The organism is Natronococcus sp. A-GB1, from assembly GCF_029688845.1.
Lineage (GTDB): Archaea > Halobacteriota > Halobacteria > Halobacteriales > Natrialbaceae > Natronococcus.
The window spans coordinates 152,549-165,462 of sequence record NZ_JARUKW010000004.1 but is presented as its reverse complement, the minus strand read 5'-3'; the positions used below and the strand labels follow the sequence as shown (position 1 = coordinate 165,462).

General features: G+C 66.3%; 16 protein-coding genes. 8 read left to right on the top strand and 8 right to left on the bottom strand.

Features of this window, described 5'->3' with window-relative positions:
• Positions 1 to 131 precede the first annotated feature (131 nt).
• From QA600_RS06605 to QA600_RS06590, 4 genes are all read right to left on the bottom strand, one after another.
• Entirely contained in the window at positions 132 to 1,325 is a 1,194-nt protein-coding gene (locus tag QA600_RS06605) for a threonine synthase (RefSeq protein ID WP_278291160.1), read from the bottom strand.
• Between the two features lie 70 nt (positions 1,326 to 1,395).
• The gene (locus tag QA600_RS06600; protein ID WP_278291159.1) at positions 1,396 to 2,094 is read right to left on the bottom strand and encodes a DUF4013 domain-containing protein; all 699 of its coding nucleotides are present in this window, start codon (positions 2,092 to 2,094) and stop codon (positions 1,396 to 1,398) included.
• A gap of 248 nt (positions 2,095 to 2,342) precedes the next feature.
• The gene (locus tag QA600_RS06595) at positions 2,343 to 2,519 is read right to left on the bottom strand and encodes a 50S ribosomal protein L37e (RefSeq protein ID WP_005556804.1); all 177 of its coding nucleotides are present in this window, start codon (positions 2,517 to 2,519) and stop codon (positions 2,343 to 2,345) included.
• A complete protein-coding gene (locus tag QA600_RS06590) occupies positions 2,516 to 2,743 on the bottom strand; it encodes an LSM domain-containing protein (RefSeq protein ID WP_005556806.1) in 228 nt (75 codons plus the stop codon). Before QA600_RS06590 ends, QA600_RS06595 begins: the two co-directional genes overlap by 4 nt.
• A 124-nt stretch (positions 2,744 to 2,867) precedes the next feature.
• Here QA600_RS06590 and QA600_RS06585 point away from each other — a divergent pair, with 124 nt between their 5' ends.
• The gene (locus QA600_RS06585) at positions 2,868 to 3,170 is read left to right on the top strand and encodes a hypothetical protein (RefSeq protein ID WP_278291158.1); all 303 of its coding nucleotides are present in this window, start codon (positions 2,868 to 2,870) and stop codon (positions 3,168 to 3,170) included.
• A 570-nt stretch (positions 3,171 to 3,740) separates the two neighbouring features.
• Positions 3,741 to 4,697 (top strand): zinc-dependent metalloprotease, encoded by a 957-nt coding sequence (locus tag QA600_RS06580; protein WP_278291157.1) that lies wholly within the window; start codon positions 3,741 to 3,743, stop codon positions 4,695 to 4,697.
• Positions 4,698 to 4,715: 18 nt separating this feature from the next.
• Here the strand turns inward: QA600_RS06580 and QA600_RS06575 are convergent, their stop codons facing one another.
• From QA600_RS06575 to QA600_RS06565, 3 genes are all read right to left on the bottom strand, one after another.
• The gene (locus tag QA600_RS06575; RefSeq protein WP_278291156.1) at positions 4,716 to 4,937 is read right to left on the bottom strand and encodes a hypothetical protein; all 222 of its coding nucleotides are present in this window, start codon (positions 4,935 to 4,937) and stop codon (positions 4,716 to 4,718) included.
• On the bottom strand, positions 4,934 to 5,359 hold the full coding sequence (locus QA600_RS06570; RefSeq protein ID WP_278291155.1) for a nuclear transport factor 2 family protein: 426 nt from the start codon (positions 5,357 to 5,359) through the stop codon (positions 4,934 to 4,936). The genes QA600_RS06575 and QA600_RS06570 overlap by 4 nt, the downstream gene beginning before the upstream one ends.
• A 62-nt stretch (positions 5,360 to 5,421) precedes the next feature.
• Positions 5,422 to 5,973, bottom strand: a complete 552-nt coding sequence (locus tag QA600_RS06565; RefSeq protein ID WP_278291154.1) for a hypothetical protein — start codon at positions 5,971 to 5,973, stop codon at positions 5,422 to 5,424.
• 117 nt (positions 5,974 to 6,090) lie between these two features.
• Between QA600_RS06565 and QA600_RS06560 the strand changes: the two genes are divergently transcribed.
• The 5 genes from QA600_RS06560 to QA600_RS06540 all read left to right on the top strand — a co-directional run bounded on the left by QA600_RS06560 (position 6,091) and on the right by QA600_RS06540 (position 9,338).
• Entirely contained in the window at positions 6,091 to 6,336 is a 246-nt protein-coding gene (locus QA600_RS06560) for a hypothetical protein (protein ID WP_278291153.1), read from the top strand.
• Between the two features lie 47 nt (positions 6,337 to 6,383).
• A complete protein-coding gene (locus QA600_RS06555; RefSeq protein WP_278291152.1) occupies positions 6,384 to 6,689 on the top strand; it encodes a hypothetical protein in 306 nt (101 codons plus the stop codon).
• Positions 6,690 to 6,918: 229 nt separating this feature from the next.
• Complete coding sequence (locus tag QA600_RS06550; protein WP_278291151.1) at positions 6,919 to 7,848, top strand: substrate-binding domain-containing protein; 930 nt, start codon at positions 6,919 to 6,921, stop codon at positions 7,846 to 7,848.
• A 9-nt stretch (positions 7,849 to 7,857) separates the two neighbouring features.
• The gene (locus QA600_RS06545) at positions 7,858 to 8,574 is read left to right on the top strand and encodes an ABC transporter permease (RefSeq protein ID WP_278291150.1); all 717 of its coding nucleotides are present in this window, start codon (positions 7,858 to 7,860) and stop codon (positions 8,572 to 8,574) included.
• On the top strand, positions 8,571 to 9,338 hold the full coding sequence (locus tag QA600_RS06540) for a phosphate ABC transporter ATP-binding protein (protein ID WP_278291235.1): 768 nt from the start codon (positions 8,571 to 8,573) through the stop codon (positions 9,336 to 9,338). The genes QA600_RS06545 and QA600_RS06540 overlap by 4 nt, the downstream gene beginning before the upstream one ends.
• Before the next feature lie 67 nt (positions 9,339 to 9,405).
• On the opposite strand, the gene QA600_RS06535 is transcribed toward QA600_RS06540, so the two are convergent.
• On the bottom strand, positions 9,406 to 9,927 hold the full coding sequence (locus QA600_RS06535) for a hypothetical protein (protein WP_278291149.1): 522 nt from the start codon (positions 9,925 to 9,927) through the stop codon (positions 9,406 to 9,408).
• A 163-nt stretch (positions 9,928 to 10,090) separates the two neighbouring features.
• On the opposite strand from QA600_RS06535, the gene QA600_RS06530 reads away from it, so the two are divergent.
• A complete protein-coding gene (locus QA600_RS06530; protein ID WP_278291148.1) occupies positions 10,091 to 12,850 on the top strand; it encodes an AAA domain-containing protein in 2,760 nt (919 codons plus the stop codon).
• Positions 12,851 to 12,914 lie beyond the last annotated feature (64 nt).

The following is a 12,914-nucleotide window of genomic DNA, read 5'->3' as shown; positions in this document are numbered from 1 at the left end:
GCGGTTCCGAACGTAGTGAGGAATCCCGAGGCGGAAAAAAGGTACGTGGGCACGCTCCACGTAACGAATCGGACGGTTTAGATTCGTTGCCCAGACTAAACGAAGAACCGCACTACCAACGACTGCTCCAGTCAAACCCCCTTGCTCATCAGGTGGCTGCGCAACACGTCGGCTTCCTTGTTCCCCGTCCCGGTGTTGACCGCGACGACCGTCTCGTCACCGTCGAAGGCGCCCCGATCGGCCAGCTCGAGGAGACCACTGACCGCCGCGGCGCAGGTCGGCGCCATCTCGAGGCCCTCTCGCTTTGCGACCGCGATCGCGGCGTCGAGGATTTCGGGGTCGTCGGTCGCGACGGCGCCCCCCTCGCTCTCGCGGATCGCCTCGAGGATCCACGGGCTCGCGCCGGGGTCGGGGATCTCGATACCGCCGCAGATCGTGTCGGGGTGTTCGACCGGTTCGTGGGCGTCCCGTCCCTCCTCGAACGCCTCGACGATCGGCGCACAGCCCGACGCCTGGGCGGCGTAGAAGGACGGAACCGCGTCGGTCAGGCCGAGCGTCTCGAGTTCTCGAGCCGCTTTGTACATTCCGACGAGGCCGACCCCACCACCGGTCGGGTACGAGATCACGTCGGGGGTCTCCCACTCGAGCTGTTCGGCGATCTCGTAGAACATCGTCTTCTTCCCCTCGTGGCGGTACGGCGTGGCGAACGTTTGGAGGGAGTACCAGTCGTCGTGTTCCGCGAGCCCCTCCTCGAAGGCCGCGACGGCTTCGCCGAACCGTCCGCCGACGACGTTCATGTCGCCGCCGTGGACGTTGATCATCGCCTTGTTCGTAAAGCCAGAACGCGAGGGAACGTAGACGTGCGACTCCATCCCCGCCCGTCCCGCGTACGCTGCGGCCGCCTGACCCGCGTTGCCGGCCGACGCCAGCGCCACCTCACCCGCGTCGTGCCCATCGGCGGCCGTCACGGCGACGGTCTGTCCCCGGTCCTTGAACGTCCCCGTTGGGTTCCGCCCCTCGTCCTTGATCAGCAGCCGACCGACGCCCAGTTCGTCCGCCAGGGTCGGACACTCGACCAGCGGCGTCGCGCCCTCGTCCATCGTCACGGCGTCCTCGCGGGGGAACGGGAGCAGTTCCTCGTAGCGCCACAGCGAGTCGAACGGGCGCTCGGCGAGCGTCTCTCGATCCAGATCCACCGCGTCGTAGTCGTAGCTCGGGTCAAGGATTCCACCGCAGTCCGGACACCGGTGAGTCTCCGCATCGGCGTCGACCGTCGACTCGCAGTCGACGCACTCGAGGCCCTCGAAGGCGGCTGTCGTCTCCATAGTAGGTGTGTTCGCGGCGCGAGACTAATGGCTGTTCATCGGACTCGAGAGCGAGGTTCCGGTTCGGCGATCAGACCGCGGGACGTTCGCTCGAGGGGCCGTCGTCGGACGTCTCGAGCGAGACGGGGTGGAGGTCGCCCCAGGTGTGTCCGATGACGTAGTAGGCTGCGACGAGCGCGTAGAACGCGACGATCGCACCTAGCACGGTTCCGACGAGCGGGACGGCGTTGAGTACTCCCGAGACGAACGAGCCGGCGATAACGATCCCGAACGCCAGCAGCCACCCCGTCGCGTACGTTCCCGTCGCGAGGACCGAGCGGAGTTCGTCGACGTCGAACCCCGCGCCGAGGCGTCGCTCGCTCGCGAAGTTCGCGATCGCCGCGGGCGAGACGTACGCGGCCACGACGAACGCCGCGAGCGTGACCATCCCGGCGAGGAGGAACCCGATCGCGCCGATCGTCCCCGGCGTGCCGCCGGTGGCGAGCCAGACGCCCCCGAACAGGACGGCGCCGGCGGCCACGGGAACGAGCGAGTACGCGAGCAGGATCGCGAACGCCTTCGCGCCGTCGATTGTCAGGTCGCCCCAGTCCTCGAAGCCGGGGGCCTCGTCGTCGTCGCGGCTGGTCCGAGCCAGCACGCGAACGACGTACCCCCAGACGAGAAAGAGCGGAATCAGCAGGAAGCCAAACAGCAGGCAGAGCCCGCCGATGATGCTCGTCTTCAGCGCGTCGTCGCTGTCTTTCAGGTAGGTGAGTGATTCCGATAGCATGATTTCCTCGTCCGCGGGCGACTGCAGTCGCTCGCGGTCGATCGAGAGCTATACGCGCGGCAGCTATATCAAGCGATCGTCGACGCTCGGCTCGAGCGCCGGAGATCGGCTCGAGAGTCCCGCGATGGCGCTACCGGCTATCGGACTCCTCGAAGAGCTATCGGCCTCAACACCTCGAGGACGCGACTCGAGCGACTCCGAACGAAGAGACGCGTCGCTCGAGGGCAGCGAGTCGAAGAGGTAGAAGTTCAGTTGTCGCCCGTCTTGGACTGCCACTCGTAGTCGCGGCGCTTGGCGGACTTGCCGAAGCCGCACGACGAGCAGACCTTCTTTCTCGTGTGGTAGGACTTCTCTCCGCAGCGACGGCACTTCGTGTGGGTCGTCTTGTTCTTCTTTCCTTGGCTCGGGGTTCCTGCGCCAGTCATGGAGTGATCGAAACGACGTTATCGCCGCGTATAATCGTTGTGTCTTCGACCGGGGCCTCGTCGTCCACTTCCCGGTCGCCCGCCCTCGAGACGTCCTCGAGCACGAGGTTCATGTGCTGGTCGTAGCCCGTGAGATCGCCGACGTACTCGTCGCCGCTCTTGAGCCGCACGGTAACGCGTTCGCCGAGCGACGCCTCAAGGACGTCAAGCGGTCGTCCACTCATACAACACACCGCCAGTGACGCGCACTTAATCGTACCGATCGAGACTCCGAATCCTCGAGTCGACGGCCGTCGACGCGCTCGAACAAGCCAAACGGCTAAGTGACCGCTCGCCGACTCCCCCGACATGGGAGAGAAGAAGTTTACCCTCATCGAGCTGAACCTCCAGGGCGACCACCAGTTCGGGCCGCGAGCGATCGACGACGCGCTTCCGTTCGGCGAGAAGCGGGAGGAAGCCGACCTCGAGGCCGAGGAGGAGCTCGAGGGCGAAGCGGAAGCCGAGGAAGAGGGCGGCGGAAAGGGAGCGATCGGCGCCCTGATCGCGCTGGTCGTCCTCGTCGCGCTCGGCGTCGCGGCGAAGAAGTACACCGAGGACGACGAGGCCGAGGAGTTCCCCGAGGACGAACAGCCCGACGTCGTCGTCACGTAGTCGGTACAACGCAGCTTTTCTGACGCGATCGGAAGACCCGTCCAGTAGTTCGGAGTGCGATTGCTTCAGTTTGAGTGGTGACTGTGAACTGCTCGAGTCGTTACATAGCGAGTGCGTATGGATCGTCCGGCCTCGAGTCTGCAGCCCTAACTATCCACCGCTGGGTGGGACTGAAAGGGGCTGGCGTTCTCGGGCGTTCTGACGACGTAAGCACGCGACTCAAGGAGCACCCGAGAACGCCAAGGGCTTTCGCGGTGCTACCGATAGAAGCAGGTTCTGCTCACACGAACACAGGGGATCGCCACGCCCTCCCCAGCCAATTCGCTCGCTCCACTGTCGCTCGCTCATCCCTCGCGCAGCATCGTCGACCGCCCTCACTTGCGCTCGGTCGATCGACAGCGCACGCCACCGCAGGAAGAAAGATCGGACCGAACTCGGTCCGACGAGTGATACATAGTTCATCTCTACTGAACATGAGTTTCGTACGAAGTTCTGAATACCGAAGCCGCGTTCTCGAACCGCGAGTGGGCGAGCCGAACCCTTTTGCGTTCGCTGCCCGTAGCTCACCCCGTGAATCTCTATCGTAGTGCCCGCGCGGTCGCCGGCGCCTCCGGCGACAGCGTGATCGACTGGCAGTCGGCCGCCGAGGGTGCCAAGGCGGCGACCGACCCCGGATCGCTCGAACTCGAGCCCGGTGAGCGGGAGGCCTACGCCCGCGACGTCCGCGAGGCCCGCACAGCCGTCCGCGCGGTCTCGGGCGCGGAGTTCGACGTCCCCGACACCGTCGAGATCCAGAACCGCCACCACTGGATCGACGCCAACGTCGAGACGTTCGAACGGGTGATGGGCGCCCTCGAGACGCCCACGGGCGCCTTCCCGGGCGCTGCCCGGACGGTCAACACCGGAACGATGACCGTGTTGCTGGCGTTTCTGGGCCGGAACGTACTCGGCCAGTACGACCCGTTGTTGCTCGCGGACACGCCCTCCGAGGACCACGCGCTGTACTTCGTTCGTCCGAACATCCACAAGGCCGCCGACGCCCTCGAGGTCGACGTCGACCGGTTCCGCCGCTGGATCGCCTTCCACGAGGTAACCCACGCCGCCGAGTTCGGCGCGGCACCGTGGCTCTCGGAGCACCTCGAGGAGCGGATGCAGGACGGGATCGCGGACCTCTCGACGGGGTCGTTCAACAAGGCGGCGTTCAAGGATCTCGACGCGGCGATGACGGTCGTCGAGGGCTACGCCGAGTTGCTGATGGACCACGCCTTCGACGACGAGTACGAGGACCTGCGTCGAAAACTCGACGAGCGTCGGCAGGGACGGAGCCCCCTGCAGCGGCTGTTCCGACGCCTGCTCGGACTCGGCCTGAAGGAACGCCAGTACGAGCGCGGGAAGAACTTCTTCGAACACGTCGTCGCGGTACGGGACGTCGAGACCGCGAGCCGGGTCTGGGATAGACCCGAGAACCTCCCGACCCAGGACGAACTCGACTCGCCGGGGCTGTGGATCCAGCGAATGGGTCGCTGACACCTCCGATCAGCTCTTCTATGCCAGGATCCAGTGGAGATACCAGAGCAGTCCGCTGCCGGCGACTAACCCGACACCGATCGCCGTTCCGATTCCCGCAAGCGACGCCTCGCCGTGGATCGCGATCAATCCACAGGAGAGTCCCACGAGCAGGACGAACGCGATCCCCACTCGAGTCGACGGAGTCGTCACCACGCTGGACTGCGGTGGTCGGCGGTCGGGGCCCCGCCGCCGACTCATAGCTCGTCGGCCGTGCTGACGTGCATCGTCCGGAACAGCCACGGGGGAGCATCGTCGCCCGCGTCGACGGCTTTGGATCCCGACTCGACGACCTCGGGACGAACCAGCGTTCCGCTCCAGCGAGTGTCGAATCGACGATCGGTTCCGGCTTCGGTGTCGGTCCAGGCCATCGTCACCTCGTCGACGAACGTGGCGTACGCTCCGTCCTCGTTGATCGAGAGCCTGTGGCTCTCGACGCTCCAGTCGGCGGTCGTCTCGGTCTGGCTCTCGAGGGCGTTGGCGACGGCGTCGTACCCGAAGGCTGCCTCGCTGATCCCGAACTTCGTCGTCGAGGAGTCCTCGAGGAAGTACGGCGCCAGGGGCGTGCCTCGTCGGAGGGCCTCGTAGTACTCGCGGACGACGGCCGCAGCTTTGTCGCTCATACCGTAGGCTGTCGGAGTCGGTGGTCAAAGGCTCACCGGACGCAATCGCAGGCGCCGCGATCCTACATGAAGCCCCGGTCGACCTCGTCGGTTTCGATGAGGTCGTCGAGCTCGGCGCTCAGCAGCTCGTCGGCCTCCTCGAACCGATCCGAGAGGTCCTCGAGTTCGTCGGGTCGGTCGTACTGGTCGTACGCCATCGGTCCGAACGCGGGGCTCTCGAGGGCGTCCATCACGTCGTCGAACAGGTCCTGCGGTCGGGTCGGCGCGTCCGAGTGGGTCTCGAGGACGGTCTCGAGCCGTTTCGAGACCGTCTCGGCGTGGTCTGCGTCCTCCGGCGGCGACTGGACTGCGAATCGCCCGCCCGACTCGCGTTCCGGCATGAACGAGCCGATCTCGTCGTCGAGGCTCCGGGCCACCTTTGTCCCGACGCCGCGAACCTCGAAGGGGTTTTTCGCGTACGTCTTGAGGAAGAACACTCCCGCCCGGGGATGTGCGAGGTACATGTCCTCGCCGACGCCGCCCGCGCGGTCGCCGGCGACGGCCCGCCAGTCCTCGGGGTCGACGCTGCGCTCGGTGACGTCCTCGAGCACGTCCTGCCAGTCGCGAATCCGCATGGGGAACGCTTGTCGCGCGGGCAGAATGAACGTATCGGTTATCTCGAACCTCGGATCGGCGGGAACCGAAAGGCATACCATCGCGCTCCCGACAGCACACGCAACCGCCGACCTCCCATGGCCTCACGCCGACGCCCGTCGTTTCGCGAACTGTTCCGTACCGAACCGGTAACCAGCGCCCTGCTTTCGGTCTGCCCGCTCGTTCTCGCGGCCGGCCAGCTCGCGAACGGCTACCTCAACGATCTCCCGCCGACGATCACCTTCTCCTTTGCCCTCGTCATGATCGCGTTCGCGGTCGTCGCGACGGACCACCACGCCGCCCGCTACCGTCGGCGACGGCTCGAGGCAGATCTGGAGCGCTGAGACCGACCGGTACCTATTCCTCCCAGGCGACGGGATCTCGCTGCTACATGATCGGGACGGGGCCGACTCGAGAGATCGTCGATTGGGAGCGGACGACCGACGACGGGACGACGGTGTACGTCATCGAGTACGACGAACCCGTCCCGGAGCCGTCTCTCCGATCGGCGTCGCTGTTCGGAGCCAGCAGCGGCGGAACGGTTCCGGAAGCCGACCGCCGGATCGCGCTGCCCGACGGTGAGCAGCTCCCCGCCGACGAGGTCGTTTTCGACGCGGACGGAACCGTTCTCGAGGTCCGACACGAGGGGCCGTCGCTGCTTCGCCGGATGCGGCGCGCGCTGTTTCCCTGGCTGTAGGGTTCGTCCTCGACGTGTGTGCCTCCCCGGTTCGTGACCTCGACGGGCAGCGTTCCGTGATCGGTCGTTCCGGACGGATCGGTAGAGTTCGACTCTCGAGGGACTCCTGTACAGTATCCACCCATTGTTAACCACACACGGTTACAGAAAGGTGTATCTTTCGCGAATATCGACGTCAAGTAAACCAATCTTCGAAACCCATTTATACTGTGCGTTCGACGAAGTATCCATGCCGATACATCGCCGCGAGATGCTTGCGGGGATCGGCGGGGGCGCGACGATCGGCCTCGCTGGCTGTACCAGTAGTTCCGACGGCGGTGACGACGACGAGCCGGAGATCAGCGGCGAGACGATTACGCTCACTACGACGACGAGCACGTACGATACGGGCCTCATCGACGAGCTCAACGCGCCGTTCGAGGATCGGTACGGCGTCACCGTCGACACCGTCTCGCAGGGAACGGGCGCCGCCCTCGAGACCGGGCGGAGCGGTGACTCGGACGTCGTCATGGTCCATGCCCGATCGCTCGAGGACGAGTTCATCGAGGACGGCTACGGTGTGAACCGCCGCGACGTTATGTTCAACGACTTCGTCGTCGTCGGGACATCTGACGATCCGGCCGGGATCACGGGTGGAAACGACGTCGAAGCGGCGCTTACCACAATTGCCGAGAAAGGCGCGACGTTCGTTTCGCGTGGCGACGACTCCGGGACCCACGCGAAGGAACTCGAGCTCTGGGACGCGGCCGGCGTCGGCGAGTTCGGCGAGTGGTACCGGGAGGCCGGTCAGGGGATGAGTGAGGTGATAATGCAGGTCGGACAGACCGGCGACTACACGCTCGCCGACCGCGGAAGCTTCCTCTCGATGCAGTCGGAGATCGACCTCGATATCCACGTCGAGGGTCCGATCGAGGGCGGGCCCGAACTGCTCGCGAACCCGTACGGGATCGTCGCGGTCAACCCCGCGGTTCACGACGGCGTCGAGTACGACCTGTCAATGGCCTACATCGGCTATCTGACGGGTCCCGAAGGCCGGGAGATCATCGAGGAGTACACCCTCGAGGGCGAGCAGCTGTTCTTCCCGGAAGCGATCTCGGAGGAACCGAACTTCCAGCAGTACGTCCCCGAAGACTGGGCTCCCTCGGAGGCCGACGACTGAACCAAACCGATGCCACTCGAGTTAGCGACCGTCTCCCCGTTGTTTGCCGAGTTCCCCTTCGAGTGGAACTACATCCGAAGCATCGTCCGCGTCTCGCTGTACGTGAGCCTCGTCGCGGTGGCGCTGAGTACCCTGTTCAGCCTGCCGATCGCACTCCTCATCGGGTTCAAGGAGTTCCGGGGGAAGACGCTGCTCACGTCGATCATCAACACCGGGATGGGGTTTCCCAGCGTCGTCGTCGGACTGATCGTGCTGTTTGCGGTCTCGGGCCAGGGTCCGCTCGGGTCGCTGGATCTCGTCTTCACCCCGGAGGCGATGATCTTGTCACAGTTCGTCCTCGCGACGCCGGTGATTACGGGCGTGAGCCTCGCAGCGGTCAGCAGCGTCGAGCAAAACGTCCGCGACGCGGCGTACGCGATGGGTGGAACGCGATTCGACGTCGCCCTCGTGACGATCAAGGAGGCCCGCTACGGAATCGCGACGGCGCTGCTCGCCGGCTTCGGCCGGGCGATCAGCGAGGTCGGCTCCGTGCTCATCGTCGGCGGGAACATCGCCGGCGCGGACGGCGAATCGTACACGCGGACGCTCACGACCGCGATCCAGCTCGAGGCGCGGCAGGGTCGGTTCGAGACCGCGATGATCCTCGGAGCGATCCTCGTCGTGCTCGTGCTCCTCGTCAACGCGATCGTGGTTCGGCTGGGTAGCGGTAACGGAGGCTATCGATAATGCTCGACGCACGAAACATCCACCACGGCTACGGTGCCGAGACGGTTTTCGAATCGGTCTCCCTGTCGGTGACGCCGGGCGAAGTCGTCGCGATCATCGGCCCGTCCGGCGTCGGGAAGTCGACGCTCCTTCGGCTGCTCGCGCTGTTCGACTCCCCTAATCGGGGAACGATCGAGTACGGCGACACCGACGTGTGGGACGTCTCGGAACAACGACGGCTCGAGTTCCGACGACGGATCGGAATGGTCTTTCAGGAGGCGAGCCTGTTCGACGCGAGCGTCCGTCGCAACGCCGAGTACGGCCTGCGCGTCCGCCAACCCTGGACGGATCGGCTCCGCCACGAGGTCGCCAGTCTGGTCGGACGGACCAACGGAACCGGCGCCGAGATCGAGGCGCTCGAGACGGTCGGGCTGGGCGAGAAGGTCGAGCAGGACGTCTCGTCGCTCTCCGGCGGCGAGGCTCAGCGTGTCGCGTTCGCTCGCGCGCTCGCCTACGACCCGGAGATCCTCCTGCTCGACGAACCGACGTCGGACCTCGATCCGCGAAACACCGCGCTCATCGAGGACGCCGTTCTCGAGGCCCGCGATCGGGACATCGGCGTCGTCGTCGCGACACACGACATGCACCAGGCCGAGCGCATCGCGGATCGGGTCGCGGTGTTTCTCGAGAACGACATCATCGAGGTCGGCCGTACCGAGGACGTTTTCGACGATCCGGACGACGAACGGACGCGGAAGTTCATCGACGGCGAGTTGATCTACTGACCGACACTGCCAACCGTTCGGACGTACCTCGAGGGGGAGCTGACGATCGTCGGTCGGTTCGCGTCGGCTACGGCGCGCCGGCGTCGGGTTCCGTCGCGACCGTGCGCGCCTCTCGAGCCTCGTAGGCGTTGTAGCTCGCCAGCCCCGCGATGAGCAGGCCGGAGACGAGCGTGCTCCAGAACCCGCTTACCATCCCGAACAGGGCCGGTGCGACGATCAGCCAGATCCCCAGGATCGCGACCAGCGAGCCGACGCCGATGCTCAGCGGGACGTCGTTGACCAGCCGGTAGTAGTTGTACGCACCCGCGACGAAGACGGCGCCGCCGACGAGGACGTTGTTCCAGAGGCCGGCCGCGCCGACGTCGTAGATGAGTACCGAGAGCGCGACCCAGGCGCCGATCGCGGCGACGATCGCGCTGATGAAGGGGGTGTGGCGTCGTCGCTCCTCGTTCGCGATCTGGGTCGAGTCGTCCCGCGGGTCACGTCCGCGGTCGTCTCGGTCGCCGGCGCCGGTTCCCGAATCGGTCTCGGTGGGCGTGTGATCCGCCGGGGAATCGTCTCGAGCGTCGTCACTGCCGGAGTCGTTCATGGCGGCCAACGGTTCGCCGCGGAGTTGCAAAAGGGCCGCGACCGTTACGCTGTGCGAACGGGCCGTCCCCGAGGTAATCCGAGGTTACGTCGGGGCGGAGGAAACGAGCGCTCCTCGAGTCGTGACCGATAGCGTTTTTGACGCCTCGCGCCTGACGACAGGCGTGGACGTACGCGGAACCGTCGCGGACGACGTCGAGGTTCGCTCGGTATCGACCAGCTACGGCGAGAGCGACCTCGCCGAGGTCCGGCTGGTAACTGACGATGGCCCGACGGGCGAGGACGACCGCCCGGTCGAGGCCCACGAACCGATCACGGTGACGCTGTGGAACAAGTGGACCGAGTCGGCCGAGTTGCTCGAGCCCGGAATGGAACTGCTCGTTACCGACGCGGAAATCGACGAGTACCAGGGGGAAACGCGGTACAAGACGACGAGCGACTCGTACGTCGTGGTCGAGCCGAGCTTCCTGGTGAACGTGACGGCGATCCGGAACTGGACCGAGTGCCCTCGACTGTACTACCTGAACAAACTGTCGGGCGTGCCGCTGAACTACCCCGTCGTGAAGGGGACGCTGGTCCACGAGGTGTTCGGCGATCTCCTTCGAGGCCGGGAACTCGAGGAGGCGATCGATGCCCGCGTCGAGGAGCGCGGTCTCCAGCTAGGCCTGCTCGGCGAGGACCCGGAGTCGGTCGCCGAGGACGTCAGACAGAACGCGTCGGCGATCGAGGGTTGGCTCGAGCAGGGTCGCCTGACCGAAGAGGATAGGGCGGCTACTGCCGCCGATAACTCGGAGCGGGCGTTCTCGCCCGCGAAGAGCAGCTGGCGCTCCGAGCAGCTGCTGATCAGCGAGACGTTCGGTATCCGCGGGCGGGCCGACGCCATCCGGCGGGGGGCGCCTGTCGAACTCAAGACGGGGAAGAACCTGAAGAAGGAGCCCCGGTTCAAGGACAAGGTCCAGGCCGCCTGTTATGCACTCCTGCTCGAGGAACACGGCGGAAGCGTCGACATCGGGACGCTGCTCTATACGAAGAACTCGGCGCTGGACCGCAACGAGGAGACCGGTGACCTCACCCCCGCCAAGGAGTTCTCGATGGGCGCGGGGCTCCTGAAGTACGTCGTCCGGCTGCGCAACGAGATTGCGGCGGCCGAGGTCGCGGGCGACGTGCCGACGGGCTACGAGGGCAACGCCAAGTGCGAGTACTGCTTCGAGCAGGACACCTGCATGGTCGTCTCTGGCCGGCTCGACCAGGAGTCGAAGGCGGGCCAGATCGGCCAGCCCCTGCCCGCCGAGGAGCGCGAGTTCTTCGAGCGCTTCTCGCACGCGATCGAGGAGGAGCGACGCGAGGTCCACCGCGAGTACGCCAAGCTCTGGGAACAGAGTGCAAAAGAGCGGGCCGACGACGACCGCGCGCTGATCGACCTCGAGTTCGCGGAGAAACGCCCGCTCGAGGAGGGCCGCTGGGAACTCCGGGCCCGTCGGACGAGCGGGGCGAACTCCAAGATTCGCGAGGGCGACCTGGTGCTCGCGAGCGACGGCCACCCGGTTCGGGGCCAGTCCGAACTCGCGCGGATCGAGCGGTTAGACGAGGACGAGGTGATCCTGACGGCAGACGAGCCCGTCGAGGTCACCCGGCTCGACGTCTACCCCTCGGAGCTGACGACCGACCGACTGCTCGTCGCGCTCCACGACACGCTCCTGAAGGGCAGTGAGCGACGCAAGGACGTGCTGTTCGGTCGCGCCGAACCCGAGTTCGACGAGATCGAGGAGACGTTCATCGGGAACAACGCGGCACAGGACGAGGCCGTCCGGAAGGCCGTCGGCGCCCGGGACTGTGCGCTGATCCACGGACCGCCCGGAACGGGCAAGACGTACACCATCGCCCGAGCCATCCGCGCGATGGTCGAACGCGGCGAGCGCGTCCTGCTGTCGGCGTTTACCAATCGAGCGGTCGACAACGCCCTCGAGGCGCTGCTCGAGCAGCTGGAAGGCGTGATCGAGGAGGATCGGATCGTCCGAGTCGGCTCCGAGAGCGGCGTCCGCGAGGACATGGCGCCGTACCGCCTCGAGCGCGCCGGCGACCCCGAGGAGCGACTCGCGGAGCTCGAGAACGCGCAGGTCGTCGCCGCGACGACGGCGACCTGCGGCTCCCGGATCATGAAGGAGCAGTCGTTCGACGCCGCCCTGGTCGACGAGGCGGCCCAACTCACCGAGCCCGGAACGTTCGCGGCGATCAACCTCGCCGAGCGGTTCGTCCTCGTGGGCGACCACGAGCAGCTGCCGCCCGTCGTGCGCGCCGAAAACGAACTCACCGAGTCGCTGTTCGAACGGCTCGTCGGGCTTCACCCCGAGGCGGGCGTGATGCTCGATCGCCAGTACCGGATGAACCAGCGCATCCAGGCCTTCGCCTCCCGGGAGTTCTACGACGGGAAGCTCCGGCCCGCCGAGCCCGCAGTCGCCGGGCGGACGCTCGACGACCTCGAAGGGGTCTCACGCGACGACCTCCCTGCCGAGTTCCGGGACCCCGTCGCGTTCGTCGACGTGGAGGGCGACGATGAACGGTACACCGACAGCCGCGAGGCCGCTCGCATCGCCGAGCTGATCGCGGCCTACGAGGCCGCAGGCGTCGACCCGGCCGACGTCGGCGTCATCGCCCCTTTCCGCGCTCAGGTCTCGGAGATCTCGAGGCACGTCCCCGAGGGCGTCGCCGTCGACACCGTCGACCGCTTCCAGGGCTCGAGCAAGGAGGTGATCATCGTCTCCTTTACCGCGACGGGAACGCTCGAGGGGCCGATCTTCGAGGACTACCGGCGGATCAACGTCGCGCTCACCCGTCCGAAGCGCGCGCTCGTTCTCGTGGGTGACCCAGCGGCGCTGTCGTCCGATCCGGTGTACGGACGGATGCTCGAGTGGGCGCGCCGTTGAGTCGTCGCTCGGAATCGCGCGGCGGCCGTCGATCGAAACCGCGCAGCGTTATGTATCCCCGTCC

Excerpts from the sequence above, each read along its gene's own strand:
- QA600_RS06575 (WP_278291156.1), bottom strand. The coding sequence starts at position 4,937 with ATGAGTCGGCGGCGGGGCCCCGACCGCCGACCACCGCAGTCCAGCGTG.
- QA600_RS06560 (WP_278291153.1), top strand. The coding sequence starts at position 6,091 with ATGGCCTCACGCCGACGCCCGTCGTTTCGCGAACTGTTCCGTACCGAA.
- QA600_RS06550 (WP_278291151.1), top strand. The coding sequence starts at position 6,919 with ATGCCGATACATCGCCGCGAGATGCTTGCGGGGATCGGCGGGGGCGCG.
- QA600_RS06605 (WP_278291160.1), bottom strand. The coding sequence starts at position 1,325 with ATGGAGACGACAGCCGCCTTCGAGGGCCTCGAGTGCGTCGACTGCGAG.
- QA600_RS06600 (WP_278291159.1), bottom strand. The coding sequence starts at position 2,094 with ATGCTATCGGAATCACTCACCTACCTGAAAGACAGCGACGACGCGCTG.
- QA600_RS06570 (WP_278291155.1), bottom strand. The coding sequence starts at position 5,359 with ATGAGCGACAAAGCTGCGGCCGTCGTCCGCGAGTACTACGAGGCCCTC.
- QA600_RS06585 (WP_278291158.1), top strand. The coding sequence starts at position 2,868 with ATGGGAGAGAAGAAGTTTACCCTCATCGAGCTGAACCTCCAGGGCGAC.
- QA600_RS06565 (WP_278291154.1), bottom strand. The coding sequence starts at position 5,973 with ATGCGGATTCGCGACTGGCAGGACGTGCTCGAGGACGTCACCGAGCGC.
- QA600_RS06545 (WP_278291150.1), top strand. The coding sequence starts at position 7,858 with ATGCCACTCGAGTTAGCGACCGTCTCCCCGTTGTTTGCCGAGTTCCCC.
- QA600_RS06555 (WP_278291152.1), top strand. The coding sequence starts at position 6,384 with ATGATCGGGACGGGGCCGACTCGAGAGATCGTCGATTGGGAGCGGACG.
- QA600_RS06535 (WP_278291149.1), bottom strand. The coding sequence starts at position 9,927 with ATGAACGACTCCGGCAGTGACGACGCTCGAGACGATTCCCCGGCGGAT.
- QA600_RS06595 (WP_005556804.1), bottom strand. The coding sequence starts at position 2,519 with ATGACTGGCGCAGGAACCCCGAGCCAAGGAAAGAAGAACAAGACGACC.
- QA600_RS06590 (WP_005556806.1), bottom strand. The coding sequence starts at position 2,743 with ATGAGTGGACGACCGCTTGACGTCCTTGAGGCGTCGCTCGGCGAACGC.